Source organism: Dictyobacter alpinus (genome assembly GCF_003967575.1).
Lineage (GTDB): Bacteria > Chloroflexota > Ktedonobacteria > Ktedonobacterales > Ktedonobacteraceae > Dictyobacter > Dictyobacter alpinus.
Window position 1 is genome coordinate 2571486 of the sequence record NZ_BIFT01000001.1, and the last position, 19429, is coordinate 2590914.

Genomic DNA, 19429 nt, shown 5'->3' on the forward strand with positions numbered 1-19429 from the left:
TGCGGGTGTTGTTGCTAACTCTAACAAACCACCTGTCTGCTGTCAAACCCGTCAGCTACCACCAGCGAGTGCGTCGCCAATATTTTTTGAAGTATACCTGATAGATGATCAAAGCACCGGCGATGAGTAGTAGTGACATGATTCCTAATACTATCAGAGTAGCAAAGAGAATCAGTAAGAGTTTAAGCAAGACTGGTAGAGCGCACAGAAATCCTATGCCGAGTAATAGTATGACCCACAGGCGGGGTGGACCCACACGTTGTGCCTGCTGTTGACCCATTGCTTGCGTTGACGACATTTGCCAGCGCTGGCGTTGTCGGCGATAAAAGCGATAACCCTGTTGGAATGAATCGCCAATCTTTCTGGTTCTGGTAAATACGTTTGGTTGTCCTCGACCAGTTTGTTGTTGTCGCGTATCACCAGACCTGGTAGTGGCCTCATGCTCATTATTGCGTGGATACTCCTGTGCCTGATAACTGCGTGGAGGAATCCTGGCATCAAAGTCAGCAGGGTGGTCCCGTTTAGGCATATCGCTCGTTCGATACTGGCTGTATGATGGGCCATGTGTTTCTTCGTTTTGTTGTGCTGCCTCGCGTTGCCGCTGGGACTCTGGCATAAATTCCTGTTGACTCATTATAGCGTAACCTCAATAGGTATAGAAAAAACCCGACACTAATTTCTACGTCAGCCAGCGATGTAGGTTGCATTCCAAGACCTTTTAACTGCAAGTCTTTCATCATAGTATGCAGGTAGCAGAGAATGATGTCCTTGTGAAATCTCAAACCAAAAAATTGCCTGGGGCGTACACTAGCAATATATAATAAGTAGTCATTTTCACCCTGAAGGTAATAGGACCGTAACGATCGCTATAGATAGTACGTTATAATGAACAATGTTGTTTATTCCATACTGCCAATGAATATTAGTCTCTCCATCCCTGGTTAGCAGCTAGAAATCTTGTAAACACACAATGAGTAGATGCCACTCACCAGATAGGGTAGGATGAGCGTTAAAGTTGGAAGATTATGGTATTATTGAAAAAAAAGTACTCTAATAGAATGTTTGTGTGTAATGATAGGTGAGGGTTGGTAGTGAATGCTGAGAGGTGAGACAGATAAAGCGAGATTTCTTGGGAAGGAAGTAACATGCCTATAAATGATTCGCATGATGAAGATAAAGAGAAGTCCCATGCGGAAAATCAAAACGAAAAAAGTAATAACGATTCTATAAATAGCAATAATGAGCAAAATGCAGCGGGCGAAGAAAATATCGAGACTGCTAATAAACCCGCTGAGCGTTCAAAGCGCGTCATACCCAAACGCCCAACTGCCAAGAATGATCCAGCTTCTGTATTAAAGCAGGAAAATCCTTATGCTAATCCTCTATTGCAAAAGGAAAGTTTAGACCAGGAAGCTGTTACACCGACTGCCAGTAACATTGATCCAGTTGCTTTCCCTTCTCCTGATGCTCAAAAAGATATTTCTGAAGAATCAACCCAACTGATCGCAAAGGATGAGGTGAAGGAGTCTGCAGCCGCGGCAGATGATGTGTCCCCAGTGCCTACCCATCAGCCGGATCCTGTCTCACCTGAAGTCGCGAGGGGATTGCAATCTTCAGGCACAGATTTTGGTTATTTGCCCCGCTCATTACAGACGCAAACGGGTGAATATAGAAGGAGATCGCGTGCTTCGCTATCAGGTGTAGCTGTCGCTGAACTTCCTTATGCCCGGCGCTCTTATGAAAGCAGGATTCAGCGGCGCAAGCGCGTCAACCGGGTCCTGATGCAGAAACGTCGCCATAGCCGTTTTTATAGCAACCTTTTGCCAAAATTGGCTGCGGTTGTTCTTGTGTTGCTTGCGCTTATGGTGATCTTTTCCTCCGGAGCAGGTGGTGTTGCTTACGCCTATTATCAGGCCCAATTACCTTTGCTCGATGGAATTGCCCAGCACTCGCTAGCCCAGACCACCAATATTTATGATCGCAACGGCAAGTTGCTCTACCAGCTCTATGACCACAGTAATTCAGGTGGTCGCCGTACTTATGTAAACTTTGAAGATATTCCTAATGAACTGGTAAATGCGACCATCGCGGCTGAAGACCATTCCTTCTGGCAAAATAGTGGTGTGGACTACACCGGTATTGTGCGCGCGGTTGTGACCAATTTCCAGCATGGTAGTGTGCAGGAAGGTGGTAGTACGGTCACCCAGCAGTTAATTAAGAATCAATTCTTTTTAAACCAGGACCGAAACCTGCAGGTTAAAGGCGAAGAAGCTATTCTGGCCACTGGCCTGACGCAGCGCTACTCTAAAGCTGAAATCATGGAGATGTACCTCAATACCGTTTTCTATGGCGATTCCAACTACGGTATTGAAGCAGCCGCGCAGGACTTCTTTAATCTGAAGCCCATCTGTAAGAAAAATATCTGTAAACCTGCGGTAACCCAGCTCACCCTGGGACAGGCCTCACTCTTAGCTGGTCTGCCACAGAGTCCGACCGGGTATATGCCATTCTTAAATAAGAGTGCCGCCCTGGATCGACAGCAGCATGTTTTGAAGAACATGGTCTCGCTCAAGATGATCACGACCCAGCAAATGATCCAGGCCCAAAAAGAGACGCAGAACTATGCTTTTAAGCGTCCAGCTTATGTGAAAAACGCGCCGCACTTTGTGGATTACGTGATCGATAATGTGTTGATTCCTCTCTTTGGAGCTTACAATCTGCGCAATGGTGGTTACTCTATTTATACGACCATTGATCTGGACCTGGAGCGTCAGGTTGAGAAGATTGTCTATAATCGTATTAATAGTAATCAATCGGATATTTATGGGTACAGCAATCTGAGTACAGCCCACAACCTGCATAATGCTGCTGTGGTTGTTACAGATCCCAAGACTGGCGAAATTCTAGCTATGAATGGCAGTGCCAACTACAATGATCAAGGTACCGATCCACGTATGGCGGGCCAATATAACGCGGCCAATACCCTGCGTCCTCCCGGTTCATCATTTAAACCGATTGTCTATGCTACCGCCTTCCAGATGGGTTGGTATCCGGCCATGAATGTACCGGATCACAATACGTATTATCCAGATGGTGAGAAGCCGTATAATCCACCGAACTATGATCATAGGTTCCACGGGGATAACATGACAATTCGGCGTGGTGTATCTAACTCGTATAACATACCTGCGGTCGATGCCATCGAATATGCCGGTGTCCAGAACGTAATGAATATGGCTGGTCGCCTGGGTCTCTCACATGTAGAGAAAACGGATCCTGGCCGTCAGGGGGCCGCCATGGCCCTGGGTGTAAGTGAAGAGACACTGCTGAATATGACGACTGCATATGCCACCTTTGCCAACAAAGGTGTACGCATGCCGCAAACCACCGTCTTGCAGATCAATAACAACCAGGGTAAACCAGTCTATAAATTTGATGCGCAGCATCCAAAGGGTGATCGAGTCATTGGTGAGGACATTGCCTTCCTGGTTAGTAGCATCATTTCGGATAAAGCAGCCCGCAATGAAGAGTTTCCCTCGCCCAATCCTTTGGAATTAGATGGTCGGCCAGTGGCGGCGAAAACCGGTACAACCGATAACTTCGCGGACAACTGGACCATGGGATTTACTCCTCACCTGGCTGTTGGGGTCTGGGCCGGTAATAGTGACAATACACCGATGCAAGATGTGATCGGTATCACTGGTGCAGGTCCAATCTGGCAAGATGTCTTTCAATATGCCAACGATAAATATCACTTCCCCCGAGATGGCTTTACGCCTCCCGCGAATGTGCACCAGGCCACTGTCTCAGCCTATACTGGTCTCCTGCCACATCTGGGTGAACAAACAGTGACAGACTGGTTTATCGATGGTACCGTGCCAACAATCCAGGGAATGTATGTACCCCCGGCACCACCCAAGAATACAAAACCAGGCAAGAAAGACCCCAACCCGGGTAACGATCCCGGGTCTGGAAATAACTAATTGCCCGGTGCAAGTGTTGCAACTAGCAACCTTGTGTCTAGCCTTAGACCCCCTGGAATTGTCTCCTTGAGCAAGATATTGTTATAGGATGACAATCCAGGGGGTTCCCTGTTCTATTTGATAAATGATATCTAACGCTACATAGATCAGCGTTAGATATAGTTGAAGGAGAATATATAATATGGCCGACCTGCCAGATAACGAAAAGGAAAATTTACAACAAACCCTGGCACAATCAGGATTTCGCCCACTCAATAAGTCAGAGCGTCGCAATATCTGGTTGCACGATTACCAGCAACAGGATATCGCCTTACAGTCCTGGGCCCGGGTGGTAGAGCAACAGGGCCTGGAAATTGATATTATGCTACAGATGCAAGGCCTGCTCATCTTTGGTACGATGGTAAGCACACGAGCCTATGCGCAATTTTACGTGGATCTACACGAGAATATGTATCGACAGGAAGCACCTGATACCGCAGATTTTCTGCATGAATACTATGCCGCACTCGTGCCCCCCGATGATCAGCCCGAGATTGGTCCTGAAGGGCTGCCAGTCATGTTTCGCTATGCCCATTTGCGCGACGTAACCATTATGAGTTCCGGCCACAAAATCAAACTTCCTTATTGGCGTGGGAAGCTGAATCAGGTGGATGCGTTTGTTGTAGGCGCCTCAGCTGGCGAGTAGTTTCTATATCCATCAATTGCCATATTGATTTGGCTTATATGCGCAAGAGAAGCCTTTAAAAGGGGATAGCTTTTTGACTGCTAAAAGTTATACATCCTGATCACGTGAGGCCATTTGCGTAGCTTTGTAGAACGCCATATAGGCAACTCATCACAAAAAAGCAGGGATACTTTTAAAGTATCCCTGCTTTTTTGTGATGAGTTGTAGTGTCCCAATCAGGCGACGATTTTGACGGTGGTGCCCATAGGGGCCCAGCTATAGAGCCACTGCACGGTGCTATAAGGCATTGTGACACAACCGTGTGTGCCAGTCATCCAGCCATCAACTGGATCATAGTGGTAAACGTTAGTGCCAGGACCATAGACGCTGCGCCACCAGGCATCGTGGAGGAAGAAGCCGCCCTCTTTGAATTCAAGCGCAAAGTTGATATGGGTGGGAGCATACCAGTATGGGGATCCTTTAGGCCATGGTGAATAGAAGGTGGTTGGACTCAGTTTAACAAAGACATGATAAACGCCCAGTGGTGTCTCAAGTCCAGGTTGACCAGTTGTGGCAGCTGAATTGCGGACCAGACGGCCGTTCTCATAGAAATAGGCCCACTGTGCTGTGCGGTTGATAACAATCACTTTGCCTGAACCAACATTAGTGTTTCCGCCACCATTACTGCTGCCGCCGATAGTGACCAGTCCACTATACACGAAGCGTGGGGCTGCATTATTGGCCGAAATACGATACCAGACGGGATTGCCGCCCCAGACCGCCTGCCCATTTACTTGAGAATAAATGGTTACACGCGTGTAGGGAGCATAGGTAGCAACAGCTTGTGATCCAGTGGTTGCACCGGTACGGACATTTGCATAACCGGTTGTCGAACCTGAGCGTATAGCCGCTACAGCCGAAGTTGCCGCATGAGATGTTGGCGTATTTAATGGGATCGCAGCAAATATGGTTGCAAGTAGTAGTGCCAGAAATCCAATAGCAATGGATTTTTTTAATTTTTTTGGCATATTGACCTCTTTTTTAGATGTATATTGTCGTTCTGTTATAAGTATATATAAGCTTATCGATATAGGCAAGTGAAATATTTCACAATTTGAAAAAAGGACCGTAATATGTTTGGCCCATGAATAGAACGTATTTGAATGGATTATTGTATGTTTATAACACAAATAATGTAGATGTGTGTCATGTTGTGCCAATTTGCTGGCCTCTGCTCTGGTAGATGAATGTGGGATGCTCGTGGTTTATATCCTACGCTCTTCGCCCGCTACGCGGGCGCACAACTTACCAGACGAAGTTTGACAAAGTACTGGAAAAGTACTAATGACTACTTTTGTGACCCATCGTTACATTCTTTGTGTCGGGTTCGTCTGAGAAACATGTAGGTCGATGTGACTGCACTATACTATTATCGAAAATGGAGCATTTTAAAAAATATGGATCGTTTTGTTCAGAGTAATGTAGACGAAATTATGGACCCTTCGCTTGAGGTTGTGGAAGAGCTTGCCGAAATTATGGATCAGGTAGCCCCGGCCGAAATTGTTCCCAGTTACCGCCCTACGCCCTGGGGTGAGGTCAATCACCTGCTGGACCGCGTTGATACTGTAACTGGTGGTCGTGCTGGTTCACTCATACAATTTGGAACCTTTCTGTTTATTGGTGGTAGCACTACTATCGTCAATCTGGCTATCCTTTATGTTATCTTAAATGTTATTTCTTTCCCATCCAACCTGGCTTTTTTCCATAATTTAATTGGTTCCGCCTCAGGTAGTGAACTTTCCTTGCTTGCCAATTTTGCTCTCAATGATCGCTTTACTTTTCGCCACTCCCCTGGCCATGAGCGCTCCTGGTTTGCACGTCTTAGCCGTTTCCATGCCACCGCAGTTATCGGCATATTGCTAACCATTGGTATCCAGACGTTACTGATCACATTGCTGCATATGAATCCCTTAGTTGGTCAGGCTATCGCGGTAGTCATCGTACTGTTCTACAACTTCTTCTTCCACCAATTCTTCACCTACCGCCGCCTCAAAGATACTAATGCCGTCTAACACAACAAAAAAATTGAGCCGTGGTTACGACCACGGCTCAATTTTTTTGTTGTGTTAGAGCGTACCAGCTTCCCATGAAATGCATGGCCCGCCTATTATTATTTTCGCGCCTCTGGTGCTCCAAAGATGCGCCTCTGGTGCTTCTTTTAAATGTGCTGTAAAATTGCGCGCTTTGCGCGCAATTTTACAGCACATTTAAAAGAAGCAAGGGCGCTTTAGCGCCCGAGTGCGGCTGGCTGCACGCTCCCCGCTAAGGATGGAAATAAAGCCACTATCCTAGAACAGCGATAGCTGTTGTGGAGGCGGCTCCTCTTCCTTTTTCTTCTGAACCACAACTTTAGGGGGTTGTTCGGCCGCCAGGCGTTCAGCTTCAGCAATAATTAAAGGAATCTTCTTAAAATCCTGACGAATCGTATCTTTTAGTTCAGCCCTATGGAGTCCAGCAGCAGGATGATACATAGCGATGCAAATACGCCCATCCTTTTTGCGTGCGCGACCATGGATAGAACTGATCCTCTCAGAACCAAAGAATTTAGTCATGGAGAAGCGGCCGAGGGTCACAATAACCTGGGGTTGTAGCGCGGCGATCTGCCGATCCAGATAATCATTGCAGGCGGCCATTTCATCAGGTTCTGGATCACGATTGTTAGGGGGACGACATTTAACAACATTGGTAATAAAAACATCTGAACGTTTGAGGTTGATGCTGGCTAACAGTTCATCCAAAAACTGTCCCGCGGGTCCAACAAATGGGCGCGCTTGTTTATCCTCGTGATAGCCGGGTCCTTCACCGATAAATAAAATCCTGGCATGTGCATTGCCTTCGCCAGGCACAGCCTTTGTCCGACCTTTACAGAGTTTACAACTGGCACAAGTAGAGACTTCCAGGGCAATCTCTTGCAGAATCTCCTCTGAGGACATCACATCTATTCCCCTTTTCCAAAGTTTTTTATGCCGAGATGATTACAAGATAAGGCGACCAGAAGAGGTCGCCTTATCTTTATGCTTTTTGGCTGCTATGAAATTACCAGCGGCGGTCAGAACGCTGGCCAAAGTTGTTGTCACGACGAGGTCCACTAGTGTTGCGGTTGGTTCCCGGACCTCCCATGGGTCGGCGCTGGCCGAAGCCACCGCCACCGCCACCGCTGTTGTTGTCGCGATCATAGCCACCGCGATCACGGCCGCCGCCCATGCCGCCACGATCGTAACCACCACGGTCACGACCGCCGCCCATGCCGCCGCCGCCGCCGCCATAACCGCCACGGTCATTATAACCACCACGGTTGCCGCCATCGCGATCACCGCCGCGCATACCGTAACCGCCGCCAGGGCCACCGCGACCAGGGCCACCGCGACCAGGGCCACCACGGCTACCACGATCCTGTTCCATCTCTGCGGCTGTAGGCATTTCTCCACTTAACGCTGAACGACGGGACAGATTGATACGGCCCTGACCATCGACTTCAATCACCATGACAGTGATCTCATCGCCAACGGAAACGACATCCTCAGGACGCATGACCTGATAATCAGCAAGCTGAGATGTACGCACCAGACCTTCTTTGCCGGGCAGGATCTCGACGAAGCAGCCAAAGTCCACGATACGGCGTACCGTACCAGTGTAGATGTGTCCAACCTCGACCTCTTCGGTCAGGGCACGAACAGCATCCATCGCATGCTGCATCGACTCACCAGAGACGGCAGAGATATTCACTGAGCCATCATCCTCGATATCCAGTTTAGCGCCACTCTCTTCCTGGATCTTGCGAATCGTTTTTCCGCCTGGTCCGATAACGGCACCAATCTTATCTGGATTGATCTTAAGGGTCTGGATACGTGGCGCGTACTGTGAGAGTTCCTCACGGGGAGCGTCGATTGCGTCGAGCATCTTCTCCATGATAAACATACGGCCTTCGCGTGCCTGCTCAAGAGCCTTGGACATAATCTCGTAGGTGATACCCTTCACTTTAATGTCCATCTGGAGAGCGGTAACACCATCGGCTGTACCAGCCACCTTGAAGTCCATATCACCCAGAGCATCTTCGATACCCTGAATGTCTGAGAGCACGGCCCATTTGCCTTCGCGCTCACCATCGCCTGTGATCAGGCCCATGGCTACACCGGCAACAGGAGCATGGATCGGCACACCGGCCTCCATCAGTGCCAGCGTTGTACCGCAGACAGAACCCATTGAGGTCGAACCATTAGACGAAAGAACATCTGACACGGCGCGAATGGTATAAGGGAACTCATTCTGCGCAGGAATGACCGCGGAGATAGCGCGCTCAGCCAGAGCACCATGTCCAATCTCACGACGACCAGGTCCACGCAAGGGCTTGCTCTCACCAGTTGAATATGGTGGGAAATTATAGTGGTGCATAAAGCGCTTGTTCTCATTAGCGACCAGACCATCAAGGATCTGCTCATCACCAGGAGAGCCAAGAGTAATGACGCTCAACACCTGCGTCTGCCCACGGGTGAAAATGGCTGAACCATGGGTACGAGGTAGCAAGCCAACTTCGCAGTTAATCGCGCGAATCGTCTTCAGATCACGACCATCGGGGCGCACACCATTGTCCAGAATATTATTACGGACATAGGCTTTAAGCTCTTTTTCGTAGAAACCAATGATCTCTTTCAAGCGCTCAGGATATTTCTCTCCGAGCTCGGTAACCAGTGCATCCTGTACCAGGCCCAATGCAGCGGAACGGGCAGACTTGTCCGTATTATGGACCGCGGCCTCGAAGCGAGGACGTACAAACTCCGCCACACTATTCTGCAACTCAGCATCTGCAGGAGCAGGAGTGAAAGGACGTTTGGACTTACCAGCGACCTGGACCAGCTTATCCTGCATTTTAATAATATCTTGCAGGCTCTCATGACCGAAGCGCACAGCCTCGAGCATCAACTCTTCTGGCAGCTCTTTAGCGCCAGCTTCAACCATCATTACAGCGTCAGCTGTACCGGCAATCGTCAGATCCAGTTTACTCTCAGACATCTGCGATTCCAGTGGATTGATCACAAACTGATCATCAATGTAACCAACACGAACGGCACCAACAGGACCTGAAAAAGGAATATCGGATATGCTCAGAGCGGCGGACGCGCCAACAATACCGAGAATATCATAGTCATTTTCCTGATCGGAAGAGAGTACAGTGATTACAATTTGAACATCGTTGCGGTAACCTTTGGGGAAGAGGGGGCGAAGTGGGCGATCGGCGAGCCGACATGAGAGGATGGCATGTTCTGTTGCTCGGCCTTCTCGTTTAATAAAACCACCAGGGATCTTACCAGCTGCGTACATACGCTCTTCTACATCGACAGTTAATGGGAAAAAGTCAATACCTTCACGAGGCTCGTCACTGCCTACAACCGTTGCCAGTATTATGGTATCTCCGTAGCGCAACAACACTGCGCCACTACTCTGCTCTGCTACCCGGCCGGTCTCTATGCTCATTACCCGACCGCCGATAACAGCTTCTTGACGGTGAATCATATTTCCTCCGATAAACGGCACCCTATTCTATCTCTATCTCTATCTTGGAATCCTTGGTGAGAGCCTTTCACATCCCATGCCTTTCAATCGTGTGAGCGCAGCTAGCCGCGGCTGAGCGGCGTTCATGATTGCTTTTCAAGAACATGCTACGTAAAATGGGTGCAGTAACTCTTTACTTATAAGGGTACAACTCTACGTGCAATCGCACGGACATATCAGTCTTCTTGTGGTTTGATCCCTATTACTCTATCACTTACTTCTCTGTGGGGGATACCCTTGATCCTAGCTTATCTCTCGTTCGTCTCGTTTCGTTTCTCTCTACAACTGTCGGAATGGATAAAGCGGAGAAAAATGGAGCAGCGGTCGGGCATAACGTACGGCGCTCGCCATGCTGCGCCGACCGCATCCACAGCAACCTTGAAATTACCGGCGTGGGCCAAGTTTGACGCGAATACCCAGGCGGGACACCAATGCGCGATAGCGCTCCGGACTTTTCTTACTGAGATATGTAAGCAAGCGTCGGCGCTGACCAACTAACATGAGCAGGCCCCGACGTGAATGGAGGTCGTGCTTATGGATTTTTAAGTGCTCTGTGAGCTGATTAATGCGGTTTGTTAAAATTGAGATCTGGACTTCAGGAGAACCGGTGTCGGTCTCATGGACACGTGCATCCGCAATGATCTCTGTTTTTTCTTCAACAGTCAATGCCACGTTTCTAAATCACCTCCAATGTATTTTTGGGAAAGGAAAAAACATGCTTCCTGGCAACCAGCTTGCCGCTTGAGCAGCAATGCGTTATGCGCTGAATGGTTCGGAAGTTGTTGTATACGTTCGCATTATAACATGGATACCTCAAGGGCGCAATGAAAGATCGCCTATGCAGTTTCTCATGCATACAATGAAATACGCAAGGAAAGGCACCTCACCAGCATGTTTGAGCACAGGTGGTGAGGTGCCTGACCATCAGAAATCTTACTTAACGGTGACTTTAGCGCCAACCTCGGACAGTTTGGCAGCAATTTTGTCGGCCTCTTCACGGGAGACGCCTTCTTTGACGGCCTTTGGAGCCTCGTCAACGACAGCCTTCGCCTCTTTCAGGCCCAGACCTGTCAGCTCACGAACGATTTTGATGACGTTGATTTTGTTTGAACCGACTTCGGTCAGAATGGCATCAAACTCGGTCTTCTCTTCAGCAACTGGAGCAGCGGCAGCAGCCTCAACTGGAGCAGCGGCAGCGGCAGCAACTGGAGCAGCGCTTACTCCCCATTTTTCCTGCAGGGTTTTTGTCAACTCGACGAGCTCGAGGACGTTCAATTTTTCAATTTCGCTAATGATATCGCTTACAGCCATGGTTGGTTCCTCCTGATGTAATTATTCAGCGGCGGGTGTGCCACTGTTCTGTTGTTCTGCACGTGCTTGCAGCACATAGCACAGATCGCGTAATGGTGCGGTGAATAGACCGTACGTGCTGGCAAGTGGTCCCTGGAGTGTACCAACGACTTCTGCTTTTGACTGGTCTTTACCACCTTTGATTTTGCCAATGCCTTCAACTTGCTCAGCCGTCAGTGAACGACCACCAAGAATGGCAGATTTGAGAACTGCTACCTTTGAGGTACCGATATAATCAGTTACAGCTTTAGCGGCAGCGACCTCGTCTTCGTAACCGAAGGCGATTGCGGTCTGGCCGTTGAAGATCTTGTGATCTACATTAGCCATGTTGTTGCGCTCAGAAGCGATACGCAGAAGGGTGTTTTTCGCAATCAGGAACTCCACCTTTGCGTCGCGCATCTTTTTGCGCAGTTCGTTCATGTCCTTTACGGTTAAACCCTGGGTTTGCACCAGGATCGCAATGGATGAACGGCCGAGTTTATCTGTTAACTCTTCAATCTTCCCTGCTTTTGCCTGTGTTGGCATAAGGTGCTCTCCTCCTTTCCTGGAATAGTTCCGGCCCGATCAACCGGCTGTTTGTGCAGCCATTGGTTGGTCAGTAAGGATGTAAAAGGCAACAAAAATGCCTTCGATAAACCACCGAAGGCCTGGAGAGAACCTCTATTCTTTTGCGACTCGCTCGTAAATAAATACGTTCGTTGCCGTTATATACGGTTTCGTATGGAGCTAGCGAATAGTTATCCCCTCGGCAAGTCGGTCTTTTGAGACCGCTTAGATGCTTTGCAGCATGCTTGCTGTCTTCGGCGATGAATAAAATCATCTGTATGTTGTGTGTTTAAACACAACTTCCCTATATTAGCATAGTGGTGTTATTTTGTAAACCCTTTTTGGGGTGGGAATTTTATTTTTTTATCTCTTTGCCACCTGCGGTGGCAGAAAAGGGGGGAAGGGGAAAGGTTGGGGGCACAGCCCCCAAACCCCCAGTCAAGGGGCTCGCCGCCCCTTGCAACCCCGCCCAGGAGGAGCGCGGCTCTTGCCATCACCGCTTTATAGGGGCAATAAAGCGAAAAGAAAAAAGCTCTTGCTGCGATCGCAGCAAGAGCTTTTTTCTTTTCGCTTTGTATTATGCTTGTGGTTTCAGGGCGGTCGCGGCGGCGACATCCAGGCGAATGCTGGGTGACATAGTGGATGAGAGGACTACGCTCTTCACGTAGGTACCTTTGGCACCAGAAGGACGTGCACGAACCACAGAGTCGAGGATTGAAGAGATATTCTGCATCAAAGCCTCTTCGCTGAAGGAAAGCTTGCCAGCTGGAATGTGCAGCAGGGCAGTGCGGTCGACTTTGAATTCGACACGGCCAGCTTTTACGTCGCGGATCGTCTTGGCAAGATCAAAGGTGATGGTGCCAGCCTTTGGACTTGGCATCAGGCCTCGGGGTCCCAGCTTTTTACCGAGACGACCAACCTTACCCATTACATCAGGTGTGGCGATGGCTACATCAAAGCCCAGCCAGTCGGCTTCAATCTGTTTGATCAGATCATCAAGACCGACGACATCAGCGCCTGCAGCCTCAGCTTCGGCCACTTTCTCGCCTTGTGCGAAAACCAGAACTTTAACTTCTTTACCGGTTCCAGCAGGTAGCATAGCTACGCCGCGAACCATCTGGTCAGCGTGGCGTGGATCGACACCAAGCTTCATGTGAACTTCGACCGTAGGATCGAATTTGGTATAGCTAATCTTTTTGAGGAGTGAAACAGCTTCTTCTGGCTGATACAGCTTCTCGGAATCGATCTGTTTGACCGCTTCCAGGTATTTTTTTCCGTGTGTTGTTGTTGCCATTGTTTTTTTTGCCCTCCTTGTGGCAATTACCGCAGTGACTTTCGGGCAGGAATTACTCGATGGTGACACCCATGCTGCGTGCAGTACCTTCGATAGTCTTCTCTGCTGCCTCAATGCTGTTCACATTGAGATCTTTCATTTTCAGTTCAGCGATCTCACGCAGTTTGGCGCGATTGATGGTTCCGACTTTGGTTTTGTTTGGGGTAGCGGAACCCGATGGGATACCTGCAGCCGACTTCAACAGGTCGGGCACTGGAGGTGTTTTGGTGATAAATGTGAATGAGCGATCTTCAAAGATGGTAATCTCAGCAGGAATAACCATGCCAGCCTGATCAGCTGTGCGTGCATTATATTCCTTACAGAACATCATCAAGTTGATGCCGTGAGGTCCAAGCGCAGTACCAATTGGGGGGGCCGGAGTTGCTTTGCCGGCTGGAATTTGCAGCTTGACTACAGCTTTAATACGTTTTGCCATGTTCGTTCAAACTCCTCAAAAGTGGGTCTAGATTGGTGATAGACCTAGATTTTCTCAACTTGCAAGAAATCTAGCACCACCGGGGTCTCGCGACCAAAAAATGATACCAGCACAGTCACTTTATTACGATCCATATTAATATCGTTGACGGTGCCAATAAACTCGGTAAATGGGCCATCGATTACCCGTACACTCTGGCCTTTGGTAAAGTTTACCTTTGCCTTTGGCTTATCAGTCTCTTGTGTTGCCTGTTTCAGAATGGTACGGATCTCATGTTCCTGCAAAGGAACGGGGCGCGTCCCGGAACCTACAAAGCTTGTGACTCCAGGTGTGTTACGGACGACATACCATGCTTCGTCGCTCATAATCATCTCAACAAGTACATAGCCGGGAAAGACCTTGCGTTGTACTGTGCGTCGCTGACCCTGTTTGATTTCTACTTCTTCTTCCATCGGGACGATGATACGAAAAATCTTATTTCGCATATCCATCGAAGCAATGCGCGCCTCAAGGTGACTTCTTACTTTGTTTTCGTAACCTGAATATGTATGAATAGCATACCAGGCACGCTTCTCCTCAGGCTTTTCTTTTTCGCTGGTACGTTCAGTAACCACGGCATTTCCCCTTATGTGTGCAGGTGACGAAGCTACTTACCACCGATAACAAGAATGAAGAGATGATAAAGTCCGAAATCGACCAGAGATAACAGTGCGCCAAGCACAGCTGAAATGATCACAACCAGGACGGTCATGTTTCTGGCTTCCTCGAAAGTTGGCCAGGTCACCTTATAACGAAGCTCATAGTACGCATCATAAACAAAGCGGCCCGCTTTGTTATTACGCATACGCGTCGCAAAAGAAGATCCTTGAGAATTGCGGCGAGCTGCTGTTTTGCTTGTGTTTGCTGACTTCACGGTGGCAGACTCACGGCGTTCCTCGCGGGTCGAAGCTTTGACGGCTTTTTCTGTTGTTTCTGCACGCTCGCGTGGTTTCACTTCAGAGGCCTGGCTCCGACTCACATTTTTTCTTCTGTCAGTCATGTTCTTTGCCACGTTCAACCTTTCTGATCAGTAGCGATCATATCTGGCTTACCGTATTGGACTCGCCAGATACTCTGATGCCTACTTGGTCTCGCGGTGTGGTGCAGGCTCTCGACACGTGTTACAGAACTTTCTCAGCTCCATGCGCTCAGGATTGTTCTTTTTGTTTTTTGATGTGGAATAATTGCGGCTTTTGCAGACTGTGCAAGCCAATGTTACCACAATTCGATTCTCTTTGCTCTTAGCCATTAATTTCTCCGTTTACGGTTTGGGGTTGGCTTGCTGCTGAGGGTTATCTTTTAAGGACAGTTGTGGGCGCAAGATACTTGCGCCCACCTGTTTTATATAACCTTAGTTAAGCACCTTTGTGCAGATGCCAGCACCAACGGTGCGGCCACCTTCGCGGATGGCGAATTTCACGCCTTCTTCCATAGCGACCGGCTGGATAAGTTCAACAGTCATTTCGATGTTGTCGCCAGGCATAACCATTTCAACACCTTCTGGCAGCTTGATCGAGCCAGTTACGTCGGTTGTCCGCACGTAGAACTGTGGGCGATAGCCGTTAAAGAATGGTGTGTGACGGCCACCCTCTTCTTTCGAGAGGACGTACACCTGAGCCAGGAAGTTTTTGTGCGGCTTGATCGAACCGGGCTTGGCCAATACCTGACCGCGCTCGATGTCGGCACGCTCAACACCACGCAGCAAACAACCAACGTTGTCACCGGCCATACCGGAATCCAGAGTTTTCTGGAACATTTCAACGCCAGTTACAACCACTGAGCGAGTTACATCCTGAATACCGACGATCTCGATGTTATCGCCAACTTTGACGATACCACGCTCGATACGACCGGTAGCAACAGTACCACGACCTTTAATACCGAAGACATCCTCAACAGGCATCAAGAATGGCTGATCGGTAGCACGTGGAGGGGTTGGGATGTATTCGTCAACCTGATCCATCAGCTCCCAGATGCACTTGGCGGCAGGATCATTGCGAGACATGTCGCCTTTACCCTCGAGTACATTCAAGGCTGAACCACGAATGACGGGGACATCATCGCCAGGGAACTGGTATTTGGAGAGAAGTTCACGAACTTCCAACTCAACCAGCTCTAAGAGCTCTTCGTCTTCCATCATGTCAACCTTGTTCAAAAAGACCACCATCGCAGGTACTTCAACCTGGCGGGCCAGCAGTACGTGCTCACGGGTCTGAGGCATAGGGCCATCAGGGGCACTTACTACGAGGATAGCACCGTCCATCTGAGCGGCACCGGTGATCATGTTCTTAATATAGTCAGCGTGACCTGGGCAGTCAACGTGCGCGTAGTGGCGCTTCTCAGTCTCATACTCCAGGTGGGCAATCGAGATGGTGATACCACGCTCGCGCTCTTCCGGAGCTTTGTCGATCTGGTCAAAAGCCGTATATTTGGCAAGCTGCGCTGCGGAGAGCACTTTTGTGATTGCTGCCGTCAGCGTTGTCTTACCATGGTCAATGTGTCCAATGGTTCCAATGTTCACATGCGGCTTTGTACGCTCGAACTTTTTCTTCGCCATTTCCTACTGTGGCTCCTTCTGCAATCCTGCTTACGATCAGATCAGATAGCAATGGGTATTAGACATGCAGCAGCCGTCCCCTGGTATCTGATCGTCCAACAATGAATAAACCTTCCGACGTAAAACGAACGGGAGGGAGACGATCAATCAGAAGACGGCAGCAAGATCTTTTTATTATAATCTACACGCGGAATTCATGAAGGTGGGCTTTGACGTGAAGAACGTCTGGCCCACTCTCCAACTTCAAACCACGGAAGCCCGTGATGGGAATTGAACCCATGACCTCATTCTTACCAAGAATGTGCGCTACCTCTGCGCCACACGGGCCTAACTACCAATACCTGGAGTCATTGATAGTGGTGGGCAGTGGAGGATTCGAACCTTCGAAGCTTGCGCAACTGATTTACAGTCAGTCCCATTTGTCCACTTTGGTAACTGCCCCTATATTGTCAAACACTCCAATTCGTCTGAGTGATCGCTCTGAGTGATCAACGAGCACATTATAGCCGACTCGATCAGATGTGTCAACACCTTTTACCCCCATTTTTTAAATTGGTTGTTAAATTGATAAATTGACCTCGTCTGGCGTTATGGATGAAAGTCATTACCAAAAGCATTGCGTCTTGCCTAAATTGCTGGTATAATCTCCAACGTTGGAGAAATTCATCACACCTCATGCCACCAAATGTGCGAGCGGTGCTTACCCACACTTGGATGGTGTTCACAGTTGCTTAATTGTAACTTGCGGTTTTTCCGCTACCCAATGTATGAGTAATCTGTTTGGATTTAGGAATAAGAGGTAGCTTTATGGCGACGAATTGTGACTTCAGCCGTTCTTCCTTGCTTAGTGAGCAATATCAGCGTGAAATGGAACTCATAGCTGTTGCGTTACAAGAAGAAAGTCGGGATGAACGTGAAGAGCGTCTCGGCCTCGTCGCTCAGTCTTGGGCTTTGACAACAGCTTGCTTCCATTCACAGCTTGAGACCAGTGACGTTCCATCCTATTCTCCGGTTGCTCTTGCTCGTCCGTAGTTCTATAGTGAAGATATGTTAGTTTAACCATGCCTCATCCTCCTGAAATTGCACCGGAAGCTCTCACCTATCTCACGCCTGTGCAGTTTGGCATGGTGTACTGGGTGAATTTCGGTTATCCTACTCTCCCTCCTGGGATAGAGGAAAAGCGTATTCTGGACTGGCACCCGGCTCTGGTGGTGTCAGGTGAGCCCTTTTGTCGTCATGCAGGGGCTGTAAATGTGGTTGCGCTGACTTCTTACCGTGGAAAACTTCGCCCTTATCACCATCTACTCCTGAAGCGTGATTATCCCTTACTTGATACCGATAGCCTTGTGAAGACTGAGCTTATGTATCCCATTTTGCGTTCATTGCTGGCCGATCAGTATGCCATCTGCCGTTTGAATGATGCCGATCTACGAGCTGTCATGGGTAAGGTGGCTAATAGCCTGGCGATTACGATGTTTTATTCTTTACATTAGTGTTGCTATGGTCGCTTACTTATGACTTTTGATGCTAATCAATTTCGCTTACTCCCCTCTGTTGATGAGTTGTTACATACAACTCAGGGCCAGACTTTGTCTGCTAGCTTTTCGCATGCACTGGCTACCAGTGCTTTGCGCCTTAGTCTGGCTGAGGCCCGCGACAAAATCCGTGCCGGGGGCCTCTGTCCTTCCTCGGAATCTTTACTGGCTGCGGCCGAACTTCAGTTACAACAACGCTTTCTCCCCCATTTGCGCCCGGTGATCAATGCGACTGGCGTGATTATTAATACGAATCTTGGGCGGGCTCCCTTGAGCCAGGAGGCGTTGCAGGCTGTACAAAACATCTCTACTGGCTATGCTAACCTGGAATATGATCTGGAGCAGGGCACGCGAGGATCACGCCATGTGCATGTGGCGCAGATCTTGAAGGATTTAACAGGGGCTGAGGCGGCTCTGGTAACAAATAATAATGCTGCCGCGGTGCTGTTAGGCTTAAGCGCGCTGGCTCTGGGCCATGAGGTGGTGATTTCGCGTGGTCAATTGGTAGAGATTGGTGGGGGCTTTCGCGTGCCTGATGTGATGCGCCAGAGTGGTTGCCAGCTGGTTGAGGTGGGTACAACGAATCGTACCAGGATCGCTGACTATGCGGCTGCAATTACTGAACGCACGGCAGTACTTTTATCTGTCCATCCAAGCAATTTTTTGATTACTGGTTTTACTGAATCTACTGCAATCACTGAATTGGCAGCTCTGGCGCATGAGCGTGGCCTGCTGGTTATGGATGATCTGGGTAGTGGCTGTTTGTTGGATTGTGAGAGGTATGGCCTGGCTCATGAGCCAACTCCCCAGGAGAGCCTGGCGGCAGGCGCTGATGTGGTCTGTTTCTCTGGTGATAAGTTGCTGGGTGGGCCGCAGGCGGGTATTCTGGTAGGTAAGGCTGCGGTGATCGCGCGTCTGGCTAAACATCCTTTGATGCGTGCAGTAAGGATCGATAAGATGACGCTGGCCGCGCTTGAGACCACGTTGCGGCATTATCAGCGCGGTGAGGCTGAGAGAAAGATTCCAGTCTGGCGGATGATTTCTATGACCATGGAAACGTTGATGCAGCGCGTTACAGCATGGATACAGCAACTGTCAACTCATGGAATCTCCGCGCGCACACAAACGGGTGAGTCTACTATCGGTGGTGGCTCATTGCCGGGGGAAACATTGCCCACGACTCTCCTGGCCCTGGATGCCAGTGTGGTCCCTTATCCATTGGATATCCTTTCCCAACGTCTGCGCTCCCATACGACTCCTATTGTCGCGCGTATCTTCCGTGATACCCTGCTACTCGATCCACGGACAGTCCTGGAGGAACAGGATACTGAGGTTGTGGCAGCGCTGATCAGTTTACTGGCATAAAAAAAAGAGTC

At 49.1% G+C, this 19429-nt stretch carries 19 protein-coding genes and 2 tRNA genes; 6 read left to right on the plus strand and 15 right to left on the minus strand.

Annotated features, from left to right (window positions below; translation table 11 throughout):
• Positions 1-55: 55 nt before the first annotated feature.
• Positions 56-634, minus strand: a complete 579-nt coding sequence (locus EL633_RS10160) for a hypothetical protein (protein ID WP_126627072.1) — start codon at positions 632-634, stop codon at positions 56-58.
• 511 nt (positions 635-1145) lie between these two features.
• On the opposite strand from EL633_RS10160, the gene EL633_RS10165 reads away from it, so the two are divergent.
• Positions 1146-3983 (plus strand): transglycosylase domain-containing protein, encoded by a 2838-nt coding sequence (locus tag EL633_RS10165; protein ID WP_126627073.1) that lies wholly within the window; start codon positions 1146-1148, stop codon positions 3981-3983.
• A 181-nt stretch (positions 3984-4164) separates the two neighbouring features.
• Complete coding sequence (locus tag EL633_RS10170; protein WP_126627074.1) at positions 4165-4668, plus strand: GvpU-like protein; 504 nt, start codon at positions 4165-4167, stop codon at positions 4666-4668.
• Between the two features lie 215 nt (positions 4669-4883).
• Here the strand turns inward: EL633_RS10170 and EL633_RS10175 are convergent, their stop codons facing one another.
• On the minus strand, positions 4884-5675 hold the full coding sequence (locus EL633_RS10175; protein WP_126627075.1) for a L,D-transpeptidase family protein: 792 nt from the start codon (positions 5673-5675) through the stop codon (positions 4884-4886).
• Between the two features lie 429 nt (positions 5676-6104).
• Here EL633_RS10175 and EL633_RS10180 point away from each other — a divergent pair, with 429 nt between their 5' ends.
• Positions 6105-6719: a GtrA family protein gene (locus tag EL633_RS10180; RefSeq protein WP_126627076.1), complete on the plus strand. Its 615-nt coding sequence runs from the start codon at positions 6105-6107 to the stop codon at positions 6717-6719.
• A gap of 276 nt (positions 6720-6995) precedes the next feature.
• Here the strand turns inward: EL633_RS10180 and EL633_RS10185 are convergent, their stop codons facing one another.
• From EL633_RS10185 to EL633_RS10245, 13 genes are all read right to left on the minus strand, one after another.
• On the minus strand, positions 6996-7640 hold the full coding sequence (locus EL633_RS10185; protein ID WP_126629394.1) for a uracil-DNA glycosylase: 645 nt from the start codon (positions 7638-7640) through the stop codon (positions 6996-6998).
• Positions 7641-7743: 103 nt separating this feature from the next.
• A complete protein-coding gene (locus tag EL633_RS10190; protein WP_126627077.1) occupies positions 7744-10218 on the minus strand; it encodes a polyribonucleotide nucleotidyltransferase in 2475 nt (824 codons plus the stop codon).
• A 423-nt stretch (positions 10219-10641) separates the two neighbouring features.
• Positions 10642-10929: a 30S ribosomal protein S15 gene (gene rpsO, locus EL633_RS10195; protein WP_126627078.1), complete on the minus strand. Its 288-nt coding sequence runs from the start codon at positions 10927-10929 to the stop codon at positions 10642-10644.
• A gap of 261 nt (positions 10930-11190) precedes the next feature.
• A complete protein-coding gene (gene rplL, locus EL633_RS10200; RefSeq protein ID WP_126627079.1) occupies positions 11191-11568 on the minus strand; it encodes a 50S ribosomal protein L7/L12 in 378 nt (125 codons plus the stop codon).
• 21 nt (positions 11569-11589) lie between these two features.
• The gene (rplJ, locus tag EL633_RS10205; protein ID WP_126627080.1) at positions 11590-12132 is read right to left on the minus strand and encodes a 50S ribosomal protein L10; all 543 of its coding nucleotides are present in this window, start codon (positions 12130-12132) and stop codon (positions 11590-11592) included.
• A gap of 598 nt (positions 12133-12730) precedes the next feature.
• On the minus strand, positions 12731-13447 hold the full coding sequence (gene rplA, locus EL633_RS10210) for a 50S ribosomal protein L1 (RefSeq protein ID WP_126627081.1): 717 nt from the start codon (positions 13445-13447) through the stop codon (positions 12731-12733).
• 52 nt (positions 13448-13499) lie between these two features.
• Positions 13500-13922, minus strand: coding sequence for a 50S ribosomal protein L11 (rplK, locus tag EL633_RS10215; RefSeq protein WP_126627082.1), 423 nt, complete (start codon positions 13920-13922; stop codon positions 13500-13502).
• A gap of 44 nt (positions 13923-13966) precedes the next feature.
• Entirely contained in the window at positions 13967-14536 is a 570-nt protein-coding gene (gene nusG, locus EL633_RS10220) for a transcription termination/antitermination protein NusG (RefSeq protein ID WP_126627083.1), read from the minus strand.
• Positions 14537-14568: 32 nt separating this feature from the next.
• Positions 14569-14940, minus strand: a complete 372-nt coding sequence (secE, locus tag EL633_RS37265) for a preprotein translocase subunit SecE (protein ID WP_218027455.1) — start codon at positions 14938-14940, stop codon at positions 14569-14571.
• 102 nt (positions 14941-15042) lie between these two features.
• Positions 15043-15210, minus strand: coding sequence for a 50S ribosomal protein L33 (rpmG, locus tag EL633_RS10230; protein ID WP_126627084.1), 168 nt, complete (start codon positions 15208-15210; stop codon positions 15043-15045).
• A 102-nt stretch (positions 15211-15312) separates the two neighbouring features.
• Positions 15313-16518, minus strand: a complete 1206-nt coding sequence (tuf, locus tag EL633_RS10235) for an elongation factor Tu (protein ID WP_126626684.1) — start codon at positions 16516-16518, stop codon at positions 15313-15315.
• A 255-nt stretch (positions 16519-16773) separates the two neighbouring features.
• Positions 16774-16845 (minus strand) — tRNA-Thr (locus EL633_RS10240).
• A gap of 30 nt (positions 16846-16875) precedes the next feature.
• A tRNA-Tyr gene (locus tag EL633_RS10245) sits at positions 16876-16959 on the minus strand.
• A 366-nt stretch (positions 16960-17325) separates the two neighbouring features.
• On the opposite strand from EL633_RS10245, the gene EL633_RS10250 reads away from it, so the two are divergent.
• From EL633_RS10250 to selA, 3 genes are read left to right on the plus strand one after another with little or no spacing between them, the layout of a single operon-like run.
• A complete protein-coding gene (locus tag EL633_RS10250) occupies positions 17326-17550 on the plus strand; it encodes a hypothetical protein (protein ID WP_126627085.1) in 225 nt (74 codons plus the stop codon).
• Between the two features lie 29 nt (positions 17551-17579).
• On the plus strand, positions 17580-18011 hold the full coding sequence (locus EL633_RS10255) for a type II toxin-antitoxin system PemK/MazF family toxin (protein ID WP_126550598.1): 432 nt from the start codon (positions 17580-17582) through the stop codon (positions 18009-18011).
• A gap of 21 nt (positions 18012-18032) precedes the next feature.
• Complete coding sequence (gene selA / locus EL633_RS10260; RefSeq protein ID WP_126627086.1) at positions 18033-19418, plus strand: L-seryl-tRNA(Sec) selenium transferase; 1386 nt, start codon at positions 18033-18035, stop codon at positions 19416-19418.
• Positions 19419-19429: the final 11 nt, after the last annotated feature.